Origin of the sequence: Comamonas odontotermitis (assembly GCF_040396735.1) — a bacterium.
Taxonomy (GTDB): domain Bacteria; phylum Pseudomonadota; class Gammaproteobacteria; order Burkholderiales; family Burkholderiaceae_C; genus Comamonas; species Comamonas odontotermitis_C.
On the sequence record NZ_JBEBNZ010000042.1, the window covers coordinates 1 to 18,537 of the forward strand.

Consider the following 18,537-nt stretch of genomic DNA (forward strand, 5'->3'; position numbering starts at 1 on the left):
CTTGCTCATTCACGGAAATATTGCCGCCAGCCGTCCCATTCACACCACCACCTGCGGTGATCGTGTTATTGATCTGCAGGTTGCTGCCTGCATTCAAGTTGGTGCTGCCACCACTGTTCACCGCACCGTTGATAGCAATGTCGCCACCCGCATTGACGCCAAAATTGGAGCCTGTGGACACCGTGCCATCAAACTGTGCATTGCCTCCGGTGGTAAGACCAAAACTGCCGGAAACATTGACATTGCCCGTGTTATGGAAAGATTGGGTAACGCTGAGATTGAGGTCGCCACGTGCATTGAGATTGCCGTCTGTTCCGCCCAGATTCAACTGCTGTGCAGATACGGTGGTCTGGCCAGCATCCAGGTCGCCAGAAATGGTGACGTTCCCACCTCCAACACCCAAATGGTTTCCTACCGTTGTGGTACCCAGAAGATCCACGGACTGGACTCCCAGGATGTCCATGTTCTCGCCGACGGTAAGCGCGCCGGACGTGCTGACATTGCGGCCGCTTACGCTTGCGCTCTGGTTGACCTGGATATTGCCGAACAGCGCGGAATCGCCGCCGCTTTGCATGGACAGGTTGCCGGCGATGGTGGCATTGCCTATGATCGAGGCGCCGCTGGCTGCATTGATATTGACGTCTTTACCGCCAGCAAATTTTCCCGAGATGGATACTGTGTCGCCTCTGAGGGTGGTGGTGCCCGCCACCTGCGTGCCTCCGCCCTCCGCGCTCTGGGGCGAACCGATGCGCACGGCCTGCGCGGCCTGCACATCCAAGTTGCCTGCAGTGGCGAGGGGCCCTTGGGCCGTTACGCTGCCTTGGGTACTGCCCAAGGTGATGCCCTTTTGCGCACTGGTGGTGCCAGCCAGATAGACGCCATCCTTGCCGTTGATCTTCAGATTGTCATTGGCCGCTACAGTGCCGCCGGTAATAACCAAGCCATCGGCGTTGATGCGGATGTCGCGCGAAGCTGCCACATCGCCCGTGGTCACACGGCCGGCGCTCTGAATATCCACGTCCTGCTGGTAAGCCAGCAGGGGCCCGCGAAGATTGACACCCATCCCGGCATCGGTGGACACCACAGTGATGCGACCTGCAGTCATGGCGCCCAGTGCCGATGCATCAATCGCAACCAACGAGCCGGAAGTGCGGCCCGCGGCGGAGTTAGCGCCAGCGCCTGTTGGTAGAGCACCTGCGCCCGGGGTCTTGCCCGCCATCAGGTTGATGCTTGAGACGCTCTGGTTGAGATAATGGGCTCTTAGCGGCCCATCGATACGGAGCAGATCACCCACAAGGTCGATTTGACCGACCGTCCCTTCAACGCCCGTTCCCTGGATGGCGATCTGTCCACCTTGTACGTTGTAACCAATGCCCGATGCCAGACCAAAGCTGCTGGCTGCGCCATTGATATCTCGCAAGGTGATGCTGCCTGTGCTAAACGACAAGCGCGGAGTATTGACCACACCGCAGCCATTGCAGGTAATGCCGCTGGGGTTGGCCACAATCACCGCAGCAGGGTTGCCGAACACTTCAATCGTGCCATTGATTTGGCTCGGCGGTCCTTGCGTCGTGACCTCGTTGACGATGGTATTGGCCGTCCCTCCTGCCAGGTTGGGATTGGCTGGTACCTTGCCACCCAGCAAGGGGGTTCCCCCAATTTGGCTGTTGTTCAGAACCACCCCAGAGGTTGGCACGTCAAAACTCTGGTACTGGTTGAGCGACAGGCCTGCTGCGTTGGGTGCCGTGATATTGACCACGGAAGCCGCGCCAGGCACGTTTTGGATGCTCGGCTGAAAAGCCAGTGGCGCACGCGGGTCTGCAATTGGGATCCCTTGTGGAGCCCCTTGGGCAAAAGCTGGAGAAAATACGCCAATGCCCGCTTGCCCACAGAAATAGACTGTAAGGATGGACTTGGTAATGCGGCGCTTGGCCTTGTGGGTAAACAGCATGAATGACACGCCTTAAAATTGGTACGTCAAGTTGGCATTCACACGCCAGCCCTGCTTTTGATATCCAGTGGGAGACTTCATGGCCCGGCCGACTTGAATATCGGCAAAAGCGTTTTGTAGAACCAGCCGGGCGCCGGCCCCCGCGCCAAAAATGCTGCGCGAGTGACCGTCCGATACGGTCTTGAGAACTGCGGCATCTGCAAACAGATAAGGCTCGTAGCGTATGCCGCCCTTCCACCCTTCCCACAGGGGTTGTGTTTTGGCCAAGGCAAATTCATTGCGCCACACCAGCCCTTGGTCGCCCCCTAAATAGGACTCCGGATAGGCTCGCACACTGGAGACACCACCAGCAAATAGTTGCTCGGATGAATAGAGGGGCCGACTGCTCCAGATGGCGCTGAGCTTGCCTCGATAGATGATGCGCTCGCCGACAGGACGATCCAATGAGGCTGAAGCGTCCAGCTTGGTGAATTGGTAACGCGCTGCCTCCTTGGGCAGGTCATCCGGGTCTCTGTCAGCGCCCAGTGCAGGGATGCCACGCGAGAGCCCAACATCCACACTCCACTGCCCTGTCCCCAACTTCGTGTCAAACCGCGTCAACCGGTTGACTCCTACCCGCAAGCTAGTTTGGCTTTGTGGGGAAAGAGGATAGTTGTTGACTTCGCGTGTGGAGTTACGCTTTGCCAGCGAGATGTCCAGTGCGGTCTTGCTGTTTTGATCGCGCGCGAGCAGCCGGTTCAGGGACAAAGAGAAATTCTTGGAGCGCCCATACACCAGCGCCGTATCTGCAATGAGGTTCTGATACTCAGAGATCGACGCCATGGCCGAGATGGTGTTGTAGCCCCAGGGGACAGAGACTAGGCCATAGATGGCATTGGTCTCTTGGCTGGAGGTCAAGCCAAATGTCATGGACTCCATCAAACCGAGAATGTTGCCTACGTCCACTCCCGCTTGGACGCGTGCGCGCCCCGTACTGGAACTTCCCTGGTTGTCCAACCCCATGTTGTATCTGGCCGCTTTCCCTTCCTTGTTGACAAATTCAACGACGGAGCCGCCAGAGGTCTCGCCTGGCTTAATGAGGACCTGGACATTGTTGCGGCGCAGGCGGTTGAATTGATCCACCGCTTGCTCGATATCGCGCAGACGGAAAATATCTCCCTCCCTCATGGGCATGACCAGCCACGCGCCCACGTCAGTAGCGGGCGCTCCATTGAAGAGCAGTTTTTCTATTCGACCCGCAACGATGGTGATCGCAAGGGTTCCTTCTTTGAGGTTTTGGCCGCCCACATAGGCGCGCGACGTGGTGTAGCCCTCTTGGATCAACGCCTTGTTGATACGGTCAAGCAGCACGTTGATGTGCTCGACCGCCAGCGTTTGCCCCAGAAAAGGCCTGGTGATTTTGGCAAAATGGCTGCTACTGAGCAGTTCGCTGTCGCCCGTGGCGTGGATCTCCTGGATCGCAAAGCCCGGCCCCGTGGTTTGAAGCCCGGCAGGGAAGCTGCTGTCTTCCACCGCCCCGCCCGCAGGCTCGGCATCGAGCTGGATTTTTCCTGCGGCGTTCTGCTCCAGCAGCTCCTTGCGCAGCTTTTCTTGCTGCTCGCGCATGAGTTGGTCGTTAGGGTCACGAATGGGGTTGTTCTGCGCCATAGCAGACAGGCTGAGCACCCCTGCCAGCGAACCCATCCAGAGCGCGCTCCTTTTTCTATTTATTTTCATCGCTGTACCCACTACCACCAGAAGATGCCGAGATGATCCTCGATACGTACAGGGTCCCGATGGGGCTTACGAATGACCTGAATTTCTCCGTCAATTCCGACAGCTGCCACAAAAGCCCCTCCGTCTTGCTGAGCAACCCCTTGCAGCATTAAGCGACCTTGTTGAGCAGTGAAGGACCCGCCTTGGTCTGTGGCATACACCTGGGCCCAGGTGTCCCCAAACAATGCTTTGAGCCCTTTGTCTCGCAAAATTACAGTGTGAACAGGCTTAGCCCGCGCAATGATGGTCGGCGCGTTGATAACCATGTTTTGGCCTGCATACATGGTTCCGCCATTGTTGAGCACGGTGCCTCCAGCATCTACCCGCAGGTCATTGGCAGCCATGATCTGGCCTCCCATCAGCTTCTCAGTGCTATTGGCTGTTGTTTTGCATATGAAAAGCACGCAGCGTTTGCTGTACTCAAACATTCCGACGCTATGCGCCTCATTGGTGAAAGCGCCTTTCGTCTTAATATCCACGCTACCTGCGTTGGAGTAGATGAACCCACCAGTGTTGGACAAAGATGCGCCTGAAACGCTGACATTGCCTTGAGCAACCCAGTAGCCGAGATTTTTCTCGTCCGCAAGGCCTCCCATGTCTACCCGGTAGCCATTCTTGCGAGACAAGAAGCCCGATGTACGCCAGTCCGAGGATTCACTACCCAGGATGTGCGTGCTTTCATTGGTGATGGCACCTTGGCTGACTAGGTCCAGGTTCAAGTTAGAGACAAGTCGCGCGTTCACGGAGTGAATACCGCCTTCGCCAGACTCCAGCTTGATCGAATCACCTTTACCGAAAATGACACTGGTCTTTTCTGCACCAACGGGGCTGCGGTTCTCTATGCCATCGCCTGCTTTGAGGTAGACCGCATAGGGGCTTTCTTCCGAGAACCTCTGGGTGCCGACAATTTCTCCACCAATATTACGAATGGAGCCAGTCGCCTGCAAATTCGCTTGCAAGCCTGCGGAGACCAGGCTTTGATGCGCATCTGCACCTTCTAGATGGATATCTGCTGCACTTACATTGACAGAGCCTTGTGCGCTGATCTTGCCACCAAGCTGAACCAAGTCTCCTGTGGCAGACAATGTGAAATTACCAGCCGAGGCTACCATTTCACCTTCATTGCGAACCCCTGCGCCTTTATCAGTGACCAGGATTTCGATCTTGCCTGCTGTAACTTTGGACCCCGCCCCTACCTTGATTGCGACTTCTTTGCGTTCTGCAGTGCCCGCTTGGTAGTAGACCCAAGGGGTCAGGTTATCGACCGGTGACGCAGCAGTATCAAAACTGGCCTTGGAGTCTCCGGCCACCATGCGCACCTGCGCGCTGGATGATGTGTAGTTATTGGCAACTGGGCCGTTAACCTCAATATTCTTGGCAATTATCTCCAGACGGATGAGATTTCCTGCGATCCCTTGGTCGCCGACCTGGATGGTGCCTTGACCTGTAGTGACATCGACAAAGCGCTGGTTATGACCCGCGCTTTGCTGCTGGTCCCTTAAGCTGATGGCACCTGTTGCGAACGCCACACTGCCAAAATTTACAAGGTTGGTGCCATTAAGGCTAATACCGTTCTGATTTGCCAGAATTAAATTTGCTCGCGGCCCCACGACCTCGAGATCTCCTTGAATTCGAGACGGTGCCGCTGAAAACACTTCAGCCACAATCGTGCGTGCATTGACGCCCTGATTCTCAAAACTCAGCCCTTGCTTGCCTACATCAAACTGGCTGAATCCGTTGTACGAAACACTATCTTTAGCTGCTGTCGGTATCACATGCGCACGGCCAGAATCGCCTATGTGGACTTGGGCCCCATCCAATCCTTTAGGCACAACCGAAGTAACAACGGTTTGAGCACAGCACCACTGTGTGGTTGTAAGTAGCACCCCTAAGCACAAACACCGACGCGTCCCCATAAGTTCCCCAATCTTCCGTTCCACACATGAATGCACGCAATTTATACAGCGTTGCATTTCAATAAATTATGCTTACATCTCTCTGACTGGGACTGATTTCCGTACTGACTCCATGAGGATTTAGCATACGAATTTCTTTGTAGAATGGACTCACTTAGCGTCAAAGCAACATAGCCAACAAAGGGAATGCATCCTCCATTTGTCAACAATCAACATCAGAAATTGATGACGCAGATTTTCGACAATTATTCTGCTACCGATTCTTATTTCAGACGTGCAAGCACCGCTATCCCACCACTCTCTCCAAGCAAATAAATTGGCAAGTGGCGTCTCGCTTAAGGAGAAAGGAAAGAGAAAAATCAGAATCTGTACGGATGCCAGCAATCGCTTCTGGAACAGCGAAATTTTCGACCAACGATCTGGGCGTTTTTACGTCAAATGTTCGAAAGACTTTCTGTCTTCGCTAGGAACGAATGCCCTTTATTCTTCTGATTTTTATTAGCATTTTCAAGAACTTTCGAGATCTGTTCTGGCCGCAGTGGTGACTTCATGAGATGAGCTGCCAGGGACATGGAGATTAGCTAGCGTTGTAACGGTACGAACTGCGTACAGCACAACTAGCGCCAAAGAATTGGAGCGTGGTCGTGATCACACGCCTAGGCTAGGTGAGGGATCTTCTAACGATTCAAAAGAACATCCTTATGTTCATCTTCAGCTTCTAATCTCTTGATTACTATTGCCGACAGCCCATCTCCCTCAACCCGTATTGCGCAGTGCCGCTGCGATGCCGTTGATCGAGATGTGGATGCCGGTTTTCACGCGCTCGTTGTCTTCCCCATTGCGCCAGCGGCGGATCAGTTCCACCTGCAGGTGGTGCAGCGGATCGATGTAGGGGAAGCGGTGGCGGATGGAGCGCTCCAGCGCCGGGTTGTTGGCCAGGCGGTTCTGCTCCCCGGTGATCTGGGCCAGGGCGTGTGCGGTGCTCTTCCATTCGACCTCGATTGCCTGGAACACGCGCTTGCGCAGGCGCGTGTCGGCCACCAGTTCGCTATAGCGCGAGGCAAGCGCCAGGTCGCTCTTGGCCAGCACCATGTCCATGTTGGACAGCAGGGTCCGGAAGAACGGCCACTGGCGGTACATTTTCTGCAGAAGAGCCCACTGCGCCTTGGCAGACTTGCCCTCCTGGTTCACGAACGCCTGCACCGCCGTGCCAAAGCCATACCAGCCGGGCAAGGTGAGGCGGCATTGGCCCCAGCTGAAACCCCAGGGGATGGCGCGCAGGTCTTCAATGCGCTGGTTGGCCTTGCGCGATGCGGGGCGCGAGCCAATGTTGAGCTCGGCAATTTCACGGATCGGGGTGGAGCTGAAGAAATAGCTTTCGAAACCCCTGGTGCCATAGACCAGCTCGCGGTACGCGGCCATGCTGGCGACAGACAGATCGGCGGCTGCAGCCAGAAACGCCTGCGTGGCGGGCTTGGTGGGCTGCAGCAAGGTGGCTTCAAGCGTTGCGGCCACCAGGGTTTCCAGGTTGCGGCGGCCGATTTCAGGGTTGGCGTACTTGGAGGCAATCACCTCCCCCTGCTCGGTAAGGCGGATCTGGCCACGTACCGTGCCCGGAGGCTGCGCAAGAATAGCCTGGTAGCTGGGCCCGCCGCCGCGCCCCACAGTGCCGCCTCGGCCATGGAACAGGCGCAGTTGCACCGGGTGCTGCTGGCTCAGCTCGTCAAACAGCGCCACCAGCGCGATCTCGGCCTGGTACAGCTCCCAGTTGCTGGTGAAGATGCCGCCATCCTTGTTGCTGTCGCTGTAGCCAAGCATGATGTCCTGCTCTGCCCCGCTGCGCTGAACAAGCGACGCAATATGCGGCAGCGCATAGTATTCGCGCATGATGGTCGCCGCGTTGCGCAGGTCGTCAATGGTCTCGAAAAGCGGGCTCACGATCAGCGCAGCCTGCGATTGGCCGTCGTTGATGCGCCCGCCCAGCAGACCCACCTCCTTTTGCAGCAGCAGTACTTCGAGCAGGTCGCTCACCGCTTCGGTGTGGCTGATGATGTAGTGCCGGATGGCCTCGCGCCCATACAGCTTCACCGATTGGCAGGCCCGCTCGAAAATGGCCATCTCGCTCTGGGTCTTGTCGCTATACCGCGCGCCAACCACCCGCAGCGGGCGCGCATCGCACAGCAGGCGGATCAGCAGCTCGCGCTTGGCAGCTTCAGACAACTGGGCGTAATCGCCCTCCAGGCCTGCAGTGGCCAGCAGCTCGGCAACCACAGCCTCGTGCTGGTCGGAGCTTTGGCGCAGATCCACCGTGGCCAGGTGAAAGCCAAATACCTGCACCGCGCGGATCAACGGCGACAGGCGTTGCTCGGCAAGCGCCCGGCCATGGTTGTCGCGCAGCGAATCCTCGATGACGCGCAGGTCCGCCAGAAACTCATCGCTTGTCGTATAGGGGTTCTGCGGCGCCACGGCATGGCGGGCGGCGTCGCCGCCGCTCAGGTTCTTGAGCGTTGCCGCGAGGCGTGCATACATACCGATCAGGGCGCGGCGATAGGGCTCGTCCTCGCGGTGCTCGCTGGTGTCGGGCGATCGCGCGGCCAGGGCCTGCAAGGCCGGTGTGGTGCCTGCAAGGCGCTGCGACATCGACAGCTCTCCGCCCAGATAGTGCACTTGCTTGAGGTAGTGGCGCAGCACCAGATCGGCCTGGCGGCGCAGCGCCTCCTGCAGGCTGTACGCGGTCACGTTCGGATTGCCATCGCGGTCGCCACCAATCCACTGGCCCATGCGCAGGAAAGTTGCCAGATCGCGCTCGCCCAACTCGCGCTCCAGCGCGGCGTAGAGCTTGGGAATCTCGGTCAGGAACGTGGCCTGGTAGTACGACAGCGCGTTGTCGATTTCGTCTTCGACCGTCAGCTTGGAAAAGCGCAGCAGCCGCGTTTGCCACAGCTGCGTTACCTGCGCACGCAGCAGCAGTTCGTTGTCGGCCAGTTGCCTGGGCGTGAGCGTGTCCTTGCTGCTGTTGAAGAGCTGGGCGCGGGCTGCAATGTCATCGCGCTCCACCAGCAGGGCGGCAATGGCGCGCTCGGCGTCCAGAATGCTCTTGCGCTGCACTTCGGTCGGGTGCGCGGTCAGCACGGGCGATATCAGGCTGTGTGACAGGGTATCGGCCACCGCCTTGACCGGAATTCCCGCCCAGCGCAACCGGGCCAGCGCCACTTCAATGCTGCCTTCCTGGGTGTTGCCGGCGCGCTCGTGCACCTCGCGGCGGCGGATGTGGTGGCGGTCCTCCGCCAGATTGGCCAGGTGCGAGAAATAGGTGAAGGCACGGATCACGCTCACCGTCTGGTCGCCCGACAGGTGCTTGAGCAGGGTCTTGAGGGATTTTTCCGCATCCTGGTCGTCATTGCGGCGGTAGGCCACCGAGAGCTGGCGCACCTGCTCAATCAGGTCGAACGCGGCCTGGCCCTCCTGCTCGCGGATCACATCACCTAGAATGCGGCCCAGCAGACGGATATCCTCGATCAGCGGCTGGTCCTTGTCGGCACGGCGCCCCGTGGGCTGGCTTGCAGTGCTGTCGGCAGTCCTGGTCTTGCGCGTTGCGGTCTTGGAAACTGCATGCGCTGCAGAAGAGTCTTTTTTGCTGGCAGTAGTCATGGGCGAAGGAAAACAGGTGGCAAAACAGAGGGCAGAGCGCGTTGCGCAGGGCGAATCCGCACTGCGCCAATCACGGCGCAGCACATGCTAGCATCGAAGATTGCGTTTTGTGACTTGTTTTGAGCCGCTTTTTTACGCTGCCAGTGGGGTACCCGCCGCTGGCCAGCGCAGAAGGCGGTGCCCAAACCCATGACCTCCCTATCCCTGACCATCGCCACCCGTGAAAGCCAGCTCGCTCTGTGGCAAGCGCGGCACGTACAGCAGTTGCTGCAAAACCTGGGCCACCAGGCCTCGCTGCTGGGCATGACCACGCGCGGAGACCAGATCCTGGACCGCACGCTCTCCAAAGTGGGTGGCAAGGGCCTGTTCGTCAAGGAGCTGGAAACCGCGCTGGAGACCGGCGCTGCCGATCTGGCCGTGCATTCGCTCAAGGACGTGCCGATGGAGCTGCCCGAAGGCTTTGCGCTGGCGGCCGTGCTGGAGCGAGAAGACCCGCGCGACGCCTGGGTTTCCAACCGCTATGCGCAGCTGGATGACCTGCCCCAGGGCGCGGTCGTCGGCACCTCCAGCCTGCGCCGCCAGGTGCTGCTCAAGGCATTGCGACCTGATCTGGACATCCAGCCGCTACGCGGCAATGTGAATACCCGCCTGCGCAAACTTGACGACGGTCAATACGATGGCATCGTTCTGGCGGCGGCGGGCCTCAAGCGCCTGGACATGCACGACCGCATCCGCCACGAATTCGATACCGACACCATGCTGCCCGCCGCAGGCCAGGGCGCCTTGGGCATTGAAATCCGCGCAGACCGGCAAGACTTGGTGGCGCTGTTTGCCAGCATGGCCGACGCCCGCAGTTGGAGGGCGGTGACCGCCGAGCGCGCCGTCAGCCGCTGCATGGGCGGCAGCTGCTCCATGCCACTGGCCGCGCATGGACAGTGGCAAGGCGACATGCTGCACCTGCGCGCTGCCTGGGGCGACGAGCTTCAGCCTGACGCAGCGCTGGTGCGCGCCGCTGCCAGCGCGCAAGTTACGGATCTGGCCAGCGCCGACGCTCTGGGCCAGCAGGTGGCGCAGCTATTGCAGGCCGCAGGTGCCAAACAGCGATAGGCCGCCTGTGCAGGCAGTGCACAGCATCCTGAATGACTGATATGACCCTGCCACGCGTCATCGTCACCCGCCCGCAACCCGAAGCGGATGCATGGGTATCGCAACTGCAAGCGCGTGGCGTGTCCGCACGGGCCCTGCCGCTGATCGAGATCGGGCCAGCTACCCTGCCTGCCGATCAACAGGCGGCAAGCCAGGCCCGGGCCGCGTGCCAACGTGGCGGTCGCTATGGCGCCATCATGCTGGTCAGCGGCAATGCGGCGCAGTATTTTTTAGACGACAACCTGACTCAGGTGCTTTCCTGCCAAGCGCCAGCAGCTATCAAAACCAGAGTATGGAGCCCCGGCCCCGGCACAGCGCGCGCTGCGCTGGCACAAGGCATTGCGGCCACCTTGATCGACCAACCTGCGCCCGGTGCGGCGCAGTTCGACTCCGAATCGCTGTGGGCGCAAGTCTCTCCCCAGGTGCCTGCGATGGCTGCAGCTGGCTTGCGTGTACTGGTGGTGCGCGGCGCCTCCGAAGGCGATGGCGGGTCTGGCGAAAACTCGGCCCCTGGCGGAACGGGCCGCCAATGGCTCGCGATGCAGCTGCAGGCCGCCGGCGTGGGTGTGGATTTTGTCGCCGTGTATGAGCGCCGAATGCCACAGTGGACGCCTGAGCAGATGGCACACGCCCACACCGCCCTCGCCGATGGCAGCCTCTGGCTGTTCAGCAGTTCGCAGGCAGTGATGCATTTACGCAACATTTTTGCATCCGAACAATTGGCTGCAGCGAAGGCTATTGCCACCCATCCACGCATAGCGCAGGCCGCTCAGGAAGCTGGATTTGCCTCTGTCAAGCCTTGCCGTCCCACCGTGGCGGATGTCATAGCGTCGTTAGAATCCAGGCTATGACGCCGCCAGAGCAGACACCGGCCCCCCACCCTACGCCAGCACCCACGCCTCCCGCCATCGCCAGCACTGCCAGCACCGCTGGCACTGCGGTTGCCGGGTCGGCGGCCGCGAGCGCGGGCGGCGCGCCGAATGCCTGGGTGTGGACGTCGGTCGTGCTGGGCGTTGCAGCCACGGTGGCGGTGGTCAGCAGCGTGATGCTGTGGCAGCGGCTGGGCAACATCCAGCAGCAGTTGGCCCTGCAAAGCGCCGACTCTCGCGGCCAGGCGGTGGAAGCACGCACCCTGGCACGCCAGGCCGAAGATGTATCGCGGGATGCCGCCTCACGCATGTCCGTGCTGGAAGCGCGCGTGGGCGAGGTGGCCCTGCAGCGTGGCCAGCTCGAAGAGCTGATGCACAGCCTCTCGCGCAGCCGCGACGACAACCTGGTGGGCGATATCGAGGGCGCCATCCGTTTTGCCATGCAGCAAAGCCAGCTCAGCGGCAGTCCGGACCCAGTGGTCAGCGCGCTCAAGACGGCGCAGCAGCGCGTCATGGCATCTGCCCAGCCGCGCCTGGCACCCGTCGAGCGCGCCATTGCCCGTGATCTGGACCGTTTTGCCAGCAGCAAATCGCTCGACACCGCAGGTCTTTTGGCGCGGCTGGATGATCTGCTGCGCCAGGTGGACGAGCTGCCGCTGCAAAACGATGTCGCCACCAACACGGGCCGCCGCTCCGCGCCTGCCCGCGCCAAGGATGCAGCCCACAGCAAAGACGTCTCCAGCAAGGATGGCGACGCACAGGATGAAACACCGAGCTGGTGGTCCACGGCGTTCACCACCGTATGGAACGCGGTGCATGACGAGGCGCGCAGCCTGGTGCGCGTTCGCCGCATCGATTACCCTGATGCCGTGCTGCTCTCCCCAAGCGAGGCCTTCTTCCTGCGGGAAAACCTCAAGCTGCGCATCATGAATGCACGCCTGGCCTTGCTGGCGCGCCAGATGCCCGCATCGCGCAATGACCTTGCATCGGCTGGCGAGACCATCCGCAAGTACTTCGACCCCTCGTCGCGCCGCACGCAACAGGCCAGCCAGCAGCTGTTGCAGTTGCAGCAAGCCATGCGCGATGTGGAAATTCCCCGTGCCAGCGACACGCTGGCAGCCCTGGCCACTGCGGCTGCAGGACGCTAAGCCATGCGCGCCGCCATCTGGTTGATTGGCCTCTTTGCGATTGCCGTTGCCGCCGCCCTGTTTGCAGGCAGCAACCAAGGCAGTGTCACCCTGTACTGGCCGCCCTACCGCATTGATTTTTCGCTCAACATGGTGGTCGTGTTGCTGCTGCTGGGTTTTGTGCTGCTCTATGGCGCGCTGCGTGGCATCAGCGTCATGTTCGAGCTGCCCAAGCAGGCCAAACGCTGGCGCGTACAGCAAAAGGAACGCGCCATGCATGGCGCGGCGCTTGATGCCGTCACCCAGTTGCAGGCAGGCCGTTTCGTGCGGGCGCGCAAGGCTGCGCTGTCGGCCCTGGCACAGGAAAAGGCCCTGCATGACACCGGCGAAGCCATGCCGCATGGCCTGCAATTGCGCGTGCTGTCGCACGTGCTGGCTGCAGAAAGCTCGCATGCACTGCAGGACCAGACCCAGCGCGACCACCACTGGGATCTGGCCATGCAGGAAGCAGTCAGCGCGGATGCCAGGCACCTGCCCGAGTTGCGCGAAGGCACCCAGCTGCGTGCCGCCCAATGGGCGCTGGACGATCACGACGCCCATGCTGCGCTCGACAACCTGGCCCAGCTGCCACAGGGCGCAGCACGCCGCACCCTGGCGCTTCGCCTCAAACTCAAGGCCGCACGCCAGCTGCAGCAGGCCCTGCCGGCGCTCGATACCGCGCGCCTGCTGGCCAAGCACCGCGCATTCTCAGCCGCTGCGGCGCAAAGCATCGTCAAAGGCCTGGCAATGGAGCTGATCAACGACGCCCACGACCCCGAGCAACTGATGCAAGCCTGGCGCAGCCTGGATGCGGCCGAACGCGCCATGCCGGAAGTGGGCATCCACGCAGCACGCCGCCTGCACACCCTGGCCGGATCACCCGCCCAGATGCGCGAATGGCTGCTGCCCGCCTGGGAACGGTTCACGGGTGGCAGCAAAAGCCTGCCCAGCCTGCAGACCGAGCGCCTGGTGCGCGTGCTGGAAGACAGCATGCAGGATCTGGACGGTGAATGGCTGGCCCGGATTGAGAATGCCCAGCGCAAGCGCCCGCACGACGAACACCTGCAGTACCTCGCCGGTTGCGCCTGCCTGGAGCGCCAGCTTTGGGGCAAGGCCCAGCAATGGCTACAACAGGCCGCCCCTGCGCTACAGGATGCAGAGCTGCGCCGCAGAGCCTGGCACCACCTCGCTCGTCTTGCAGAGCACCGCGGCGATGACGCAGCAGCCGCACAGGCCTGGAAACAAGCTGCACTCAGCGTTCTCCAGTAAGCAGTTATCTATAAAACGGTAGCTGGCAGCGCCCGGTCTGTCTTGGCATTGGATTTTTCAGCTATCAAATTCAATACAGATAAGCGCTAAAAGCTATGATTTTGTGAGCAAATTGCAAGATTCCCCTGTTGGCACGCCCATCACTGCTCAATGCCGAGCCTTGCAATCCATCGCTCCCGCTGCTGCACTGCGGTAAGCGCACTGTCACCCAGCAACTGGGCGGTCGTATTCACCAGCGCTTCGCACACCACCAGATGCGCCACGAGGCTGTTGCTGACGAAGGCCGAGGCATGCGATACATAAATGGCATGCTGGGCGGCGGCGGCCAGGGGCGATGCCCGGTGGTCGGTCAGCGCCACCACCACCAGCCCCTGCTCGCGCGCGGCGCGTGCCACATCCACCACCATGCGGGTATAGGGAGCCACGCTCGTCACCACCAGCACGTCGCCAGCCACCAGTTGTGCCAGGCCTTCAGCTACCGCCATGTTGCTGCCGCCCAGCACGCAGACATCCGGGCGCAGCAGGCCCAGGCCGTAGCTTAAATAGCTGGCAACGCTGTGCATCTGCCGCAGGCCAAAGCAGGCCACCCGGCGGGCTGCCGCCAATTGTTGCGCCACCTGCTCGATCTGCTGCGCATGGCCTTCGCTGCCCAAAGCGTGGATATTGTCGATGGCGCTCTGGGCCATGGCAGCCAGCACCGCAGCGGCGGTGCCACCGGGCTGGTGCAGATCGACGGCCTGCCTGGTCTGGCGCGCGTAGAAATACGGGGCCTGCTGCGCCAGATGCGCCTGGAACACCGCCTGAAAATCTGCAAACCCCTCATAGCCCAACCGGGTCGCAAGCCGTGTCCAGGTCGATGCGCTGATGCCGTGGCGTGCCGCTGCCTGCGTAATGCTGAGCAGCGCAAAATCCGCTGGCGCAGCCAATGCCTGTGCCAGCGCCGTCATGGCCTTGCGGCCCAGTTGCACATCGCCCGTGCCCTGCGCCAGGCGATCGACCAGCTGTGCCAGCGCCTGCAGGCTGGCAGGTGCCGCGGTGGCAGGTACCTCTGGAGAGGCTGGCGGATTCATACCGCCTGGGCGTTCACAAAGCGCATCACTGGCACGCGCCCGCCATCCTCCAGCACATCCCAGCAGATGGCATCGGACCCCACTTCCATGAAGGCTGTTGCCATGGTGTTTTCGTCGTCGCTGTCATCGGTCGCATTGCGCAGAATCGGAAAGGCGTTGTTGTGCTGGTCTGCCAGGATCGACAACGCATCCCGCACACCCTCCCGCAACAGCTGCTCGCCGCGCTCCTGCCGGAAACCCGATGAATTGGTCACCAGTTGCGGATGGTGACGCATGGCCGTGTGCACCAGATGGTTGGCATGCAGTGCTGGCGCAGTGATCGACTCCATCGACACCCGGTGCGCCGTGAACTCCACACTGGCAATGGAAGCAACGCCCGCCTGGGCCACCGAAAAGTGAAAGCCTCCCGCGCGCGGCACTTCTTCAAGCATGTGCTGCACCGCCACGGCGCTGTCCAGGTTGAGCGCCGCGCGGCCCAGCACCATGCGGGGCACGCCAGCGCTGACGAGCCGCGTGCGCACATTGTTGACGGTGATGCCCAGGCCCCGGGCATTCACGGCAAACGTATGGCCCGGAATCGAGCCCGGGTAGGCGAACGACACCACATCGCTGTGGCCGCGCACACTGGCACGCACGATCGCACAGTGGTTCTTGAAGAACGGCAGGCCATCTTCGTTGTGCGCCAGCCGGGCGGTTGCGCCCGCCTCGCCGGGCAGCAGCACCGTGGTGCAGCCGTCGGGCGCCATGGCCCACAGATCGCCCCGGCAGTTCCAGATGAACACATCGGCCAGCGGCAGCTCCAGGCCAGCGGCCAGGCCTTCGATTTCCTGCCAGATCGCGGGAAACCGCTCCTGCGTGAGCTGCTGCATGGCCGCAACCTCTGCGCTGCCGCGCCACGCCATCAAGCTGACCCATGCAGCACTCGGCAGGAGCAAATCGTGCACCGCCTGCTTGCCAAAGCGGCCCAATGCCTGGCCCAGCTCGTAGGACGAACCTTCCACTTCCAGATACTTCAACATAAAACTACTCAACGTGCTGCAGAAAATCGCGCAGGCGCGGATTGCTGGGATTGTCGATCATCTCCACCGGATTGCCATCGACCGAGATGTGGCCGTGCTCCATGAAAATGAGGCGCGTGCCCACCTTGCGGGCAAAGGCTATCTCGTGCGTCACGACGATCATGGTCATGCCGCTCTCGGCCAGGTTCTGCATCACTTTGAGCACCTCCTGGCGCAATTCGGGATCAAGAGCCGAGGTGGGCTCGTCAAACAGCATCAGCTTGGGTTTGACGGCCAGCGCACGCGCAATGGCCACGCGTTGCTGCTGCCCGCCCGACAGTTCCGACGGGTAGTGGCCCTTGCGCTCGGCAAGGCCCACCTGGGCCAGCAGCTGCTCGGCCTCCTGCATGGCTTGTGCCTTGCCCGTGCCGCGCACCTGGCGCGGGCCGAAGGCCACGTTCTGCTGCGCCGTCATCTGCGGAAACAGGTTGAACTGCTGGAACACCATGCCTGCTTCGCGGCGGATCTCGCGCACCGTGCGCTCGCCGCCATTCACGCTCAGGCCATCCACCAGCAGATCGCCGCCGTCGATCCTTTCCAGCGCATTGATGCAGCGCAGCAAGGTGGACTTGCCCGAGCCCGATGGCCCGATCAGCACCACGACCTCGCCTTTTTCGATCTTCAGATCCACACCATCGAGCACCACGGTCTTGCCAAACCGTTTGCTGACTTTCTTGAATTCAACCATGCTCATAGGATGCGCATCCTTTTCTCCAACTGGCGCAGGCCAAAGGTCAGCACGCCCACCAGTGCCAGATAAATCAGCGCCACGGCGGTCCATATCTCCACTGCCCGAAAGTTGGTGGCGATGATCTCCTGTCCCTGGCGCGTCAACTCACCCACGCCAATCACGATGAAGAGCGAGGTGTCCTTCAAACTGACGATGAACTGGTTGCCCAGCGCCGGAACGGCGCGGCGAAAAGCCACCGGCCCCACCACAAAGAGCAGCACGCGCCACATCGGCATGCCCATGGCCTGGCCCGCTTCGCTCAGGCCCTTGGGCACCGACAGAAAGGCGCCGCGCACGATCTCGGCAATATAGGCGCCGGAGTTGACCATGATGGCCAGCACCGATGCCGTGATCGGATCGATGCGCAGGCCCGCCAGCAGCGGCAGCACAAAGTACAGGAACATCACCTGCACGACGATGGGCGTGCCACGGATGGCCTCGATATATACCAGCGCAATGCCACTCAGCAGTTTGTTGCCGTAGGCGCGCATCAGGCCGGCCAGCAGCCCCAGCACCAGGCCGCCCAGCAGTCCCAGGATGGCAATGTAAAGCGTAAGCCGCGTGCCCTTCATCAGCTCGGGCATGGCGCTCCAGATCACTGACCAGTCGAAATCCATGAGCTTCTTTCTTCAATGAACGCACAAGCCCCTGCCGCTTCTCGCAGCAACGGTGCCGCCCTCCCCGGCGCGAGGCGCCCGAGAGGGGGAAGGCGCGTGGCGCCTCAGGGACAATTACTTCTTGGGCGGCTCCACACCAAACCACTTCTTGTAGATGGTGGTGTAGCGGCCGTCGGCCTTGATCTTGGCCAGTGCGCCGTTGACCTTGGGCACCAGCTCGCTGCCCTTGGGGAAGCCGATGCCGTATTCCTGCGCCATCATCTGCTTGCCCACTACCTTGACCTTGCCCTTGCCGGTGGTGTTGGCGTAATAGAGGACATTGGGTGTGTCGTGCATGGCAGCATCCACACGGCCGGTCATCAGCTCCATGTAGGCGTTGTCGATGTTGGGAAACAGGCGCAGCTCGGTCTTCTTGAAATTCTCCTTGGCGTAGTCGACGGCCGAGGTTCCCGTCTTCATCGCCATCTGCTTGCCGTCCAGGTCTTCACCGCCGGTGATCTTGCTATTGGCGGGCACCATGATCATGAAGCCGCTGTCGTAATAACCATCCGAGAAGTCGATGACCTTCTTGCGCTCATCCTTGATGGTGATGCCAGCCAGTGCCACATCCACATTCTTGGTCTGCAGCGCAGGCAGGATGCCGTTGAAATCCATCGGCTGCAGGCGGTAGTCGAGCTTGAGCTCCTTGGCAATCGCATCCCACAGATCGATGTCGAAGCCGACGTACTTGTCGCCCTGCTTGAATTCAAAAGGCACAAAAGCCGTGTCGGTGGCCACCACCAGCTGCGCTGCCTGCGAGGCACCCGCAGCGGCCAACGACATCAGACCCATGGCCAACAGTTTCTTGAACTTGAATTTCATCGCAACCCTTTCTCAGGCATGTTGAAGATCAGGCGCTTCACCTTTCGCAAAAACGGTCCTCGCGGCAACCGGACCGCACTGCCACGCCCACGAGGCAAGGCTGGTACTCTTCCGGATTACCGCCCAAAGCAACAGAAATTTGCATGCAAAGCGTCAATGCAAATTTATTTGCATATTCAGATGCCGTCCATGGGGTTTACCCGTTTTGCCCGCCAGGGAGCCTCTGCAAAACCCTCGCCAGATGGGATGGACGTGGATCGGGATGAGCCGCAAGGCGTCTTTTGAAGGCAATAGCCGTAGCTATTGACGAAAAAGACAACGCAGCGGATCGCCCGAGGCCGCGTTCAGACCACGGCAGGGAGTTTGCAGAGGCTCCCTAGGGCTTGTACCAAGTCAACCAGCTGGCCCGAGCGGTGTTGCGCAAATAGCCAACCGGCATTTGCATATGGCAATTGGTTCTGGAACTTTGTGTGTCCCA

13 protein-coding genes are annotated in these 18,537 nt (G+C 60.8%); 4 read left to right on the forward strand and 9 right to left on the reverse strand.

All coding sequences use genetic code 11. The features are described 5' to 3' along the window. The 4 genes from ACH2DG_RS19740 to ppc all read right to left on the reverse strand — a co-directional run. Nucleotides 1-1,951 (reverse strand): filamentous hemagglutinin N-terminal domain-containing protein (locus ACH2DG_RS19740; protein WP_395028226.1); only part of this gene is annotated, 1,951 nt, incomplete at its 3' end. A 12-nt stretch (nt 1,952-1,963) separates the two neighbouring features. After that, entirely contained in the window at nt 1,964-3,634 is a 1,671-nt protein-coding gene (locus tag ACH2DG_RS19745; RefSeq protein ID WP_395028228.1) for a ShlB/FhaC/HecB family hemolysin secretion/activation protein, read from the reverse strand. 44 nt (nt 3,635-3,678) lie between these two features. After that, nucleotides 3,679-5,538 carry a filamentous hemagglutinin N-terminal domain-containing protein gene (locus ACH2DG_RS19750; RefSeq protein WP_395028229.1) on the reverse strand — a complete coding sequence of 620 codons (1,860 nt, stop codon included), beginning with the start codon at nt 5,536-5,538 and terminating at the stop codon, nt 3,679-3,681. 840 nt (nt 5,539-6,378) lie between these two features. Next, nucleotides 6,379-9,273 (reverse strand): phosphoenolpyruvate carboxylase, encoded by a 2,895-nt coding sequence (ppc, locus tag ACH2DG_RS19755; protein WP_395028231.1) that lies wholly within the window; start codon nt 9,271-9,273, stop codon nt 6,379-6,381. Between the two features lie 189 nt (nt 9,274-9,462). On the opposite strand from ppc, the gene hemC reads away from it, so the two are divergent. The 4 genes from hemC to ACH2DG_RS19775 are packed head-to-tail and all read left to right on the forward strand — an operon-like array spanning nt 9,463 to nt 13,723. Next, complete coding sequence (gene hemC, locus ACH2DG_RS19760; RefSeq protein WP_395028233.1) at nt 9,463-10,380, forward strand: hydroxymethylbilane synthase; 918 nt, start codon at nt 9,463-9,465, stop codon at nt 10,378-10,380. Between the two features lie 41 nt (nt 10,381-10,421). Further along, nucleotides 10,422-11,270, forward strand: coding sequence for a uroporphyrinogen-III synthase (locus ACH2DG_RS19765; RefSeq protein WP_395028245.1), 849 nt, complete (start codon nt 10,422-10,424; stop codon nt 11,268-11,270). Next, nucleotides 11,267-12,436 carry a uroporphyrinogen-III C-methyltransferase gene (locus tag ACH2DG_RS19770; protein ID WP_395028235.1) on the forward strand — a complete coding sequence of 390 codons (1,170 nt, stop codon included), beginning with the start codon at nt 11,267-11,269 and terminating at the stop codon, nt 12,434-12,436. Before ACH2DG_RS19765 ends, ACH2DG_RS19770 begins: the two co-directional genes overlap by 4 nt. 3 nt (nt 12,437-12,439) lie before the next feature. Continuing rightward, the gene (locus ACH2DG_RS19775; RefSeq protein WP_224149774.1) at nt 12,440-13,723 is read left to right on the forward strand and encodes a heme biosynthesis protein HemY; all 1,284 of its coding nucleotides are present in this window, start codon (nt 12,440-12,442) and stop codon (nt 13,721-13,723) included. A 140-nt stretch (nt 13,724-13,863) separates the two neighbouring features. Here ACH2DG_RS19775 and ACH2DG_RS19780 read toward each other — a convergent pair whose 3' ends face one another. The 5 genes from ACH2DG_RS19780 to glnH all read right to left on the reverse strand — a co-directional run bounded on the left by ACH2DG_RS19780 (nt 13,864) and on the right by glnH (nt 18,059). Beyond that, nucleotides 13,864-14,793 (reverse strand): MurR/RpiR family transcriptional regulator, encoded by a 930-nt coding sequence (locus ACH2DG_RS19780; RefSeq protein WP_395028237.1) that lies wholly within the window; start codon nt 14,791-14,793, stop codon nt 13,864-13,866. Then, the gene (locus ACH2DG_RS19785; protein WP_395028239.1) at nt 14,790-15,812 is read right to left on the reverse strand and encodes a C45 family autoproteolytic acyltransferase/hydolase; all 1,023 of its coding nucleotides are present in this window, start codon (nt 15,810-15,812) and stop codon (nt 14,790-14,792) included. Before ACH2DG_RS19785 ends, ACH2DG_RS19780 begins: the two co-directional genes overlap by 4 nt. Before the next feature lie 4 nt (nt 15,813-15,816). Then, nucleotides 15,817-16,545: a glutamine ABC transporter ATP-binding protein GlnQ gene (glnQ, locus tag ACH2DG_RS19790; RefSeq protein ID WP_395028241.1), complete on the reverse strand. Its 729-nt coding sequence runs from the start codon at nt 16,543-16,545 to the stop codon at nt 15,817-15,819. After that, nucleotides 16,542-17,198 (reverse strand): glutamine ABC transporter permease GlnP, encoded by a 657-nt coding sequence (gene glnP, locus ACH2DG_RS19795; RefSeq protein ID WP_395028242.1) that lies wholly within the window; start codon nt 17,196-17,198, stop codon nt 16,542-16,544. The genes glnQ and glnP overlap by 4 nt, the downstream gene beginning before the upstream one ends. A gap of 114 nt (nt 17,199-17,312) precedes the next feature. After that, nucleotides 17,313-18,059, reverse strand: coding sequence for a glutamine ABC transporter substrate-binding protein GlnH (gene glnH / locus ACH2DG_RS19800; RefSeq protein ID WP_395028244.1), 747 nt, complete (start codon nt 18,057-18,059; stop codon nt 17,313-17,315). Nucleotides 18,060-18,537: the final 478 nt, after the last annotated feature.

Bases quoted from the DNA above. Each gene is read 5' to 3' on its own strand.
- ACH2DG_RS19745 (WP_395028228.1), bottom strand. From the start codon at position 3,634: ATGGGTTCGCTGGCAGGGGTGCTCAGCCTGTCTGCTATGGCGCAGAAC.
- ppc (WP_395028231.1), bottom strand. From the start codon at position 9,273: ATGACTACTGCCAGCAAAAAAGACTCTTCTGCAGCGCATGCAGTTTCC.
- hemC (WP_395028233.1), top strand. From the start codon at position 9,463: ATGACCTCCCTATCCCTGACCATCGCCACCCGTGAAAGCCAGCTCGCT.
- ACH2DG_RS19765 (WP_395028245.1), top strand. From the start codon at position 10,422: ATGACCCTGCCACGCGTCATCGTCACCCGCCCGCAACCCGAAGCGGAT.
- ACH2DG_RS19770 (WP_395028235.1), top strand. From the start codon at position 11,267: ATGACGCCGCCAGAGCAGACACCGGCCCCCCACCCTACGCCAGCACCC.
- ACH2DG_RS19775 (WP_224149774.1), top strand. From the start codon at position 12,440: ATGCGCGCCGCCATCTGGTTGATTGGCCTCTTTGCGATTGCCGTTGCC.
- ACH2DG_RS19780 (WP_395028237.1), bottom strand. From the start codon at position 14,793: ATGAATCCGCCAGCCTCTCCAGAGGTACCTGCCACCGCGGCACCTGCC.
- ACH2DG_RS19785 (WP_395028239.1), bottom strand. From the start codon at position 15,812: ATGTTGAAGTATCTGGAAGTGGAAGGTTCGTCCTACGAGCTGGGCCAG.
- glnQ (WP_395028241.1), bottom strand. From the start codon at position 16,545: ATGAGCATGGTTGAATTCAAGAAAGTCAGCAAACGGTTTGGCAAGACC.
- glnP (WP_395028242.1), bottom strand. From the start codon at position 17,198: ATGGATTTCGACTGGTCAGTGATCTGGAGCGCCATGCCCGAGCTGATG.
- glnH (WP_395028244.1), bottom strand. From the start codon at position 18,059: ATGAAATTCAAGTTCAAGAAACTGTTGGCCATGGGTCTGATGTCGTTG.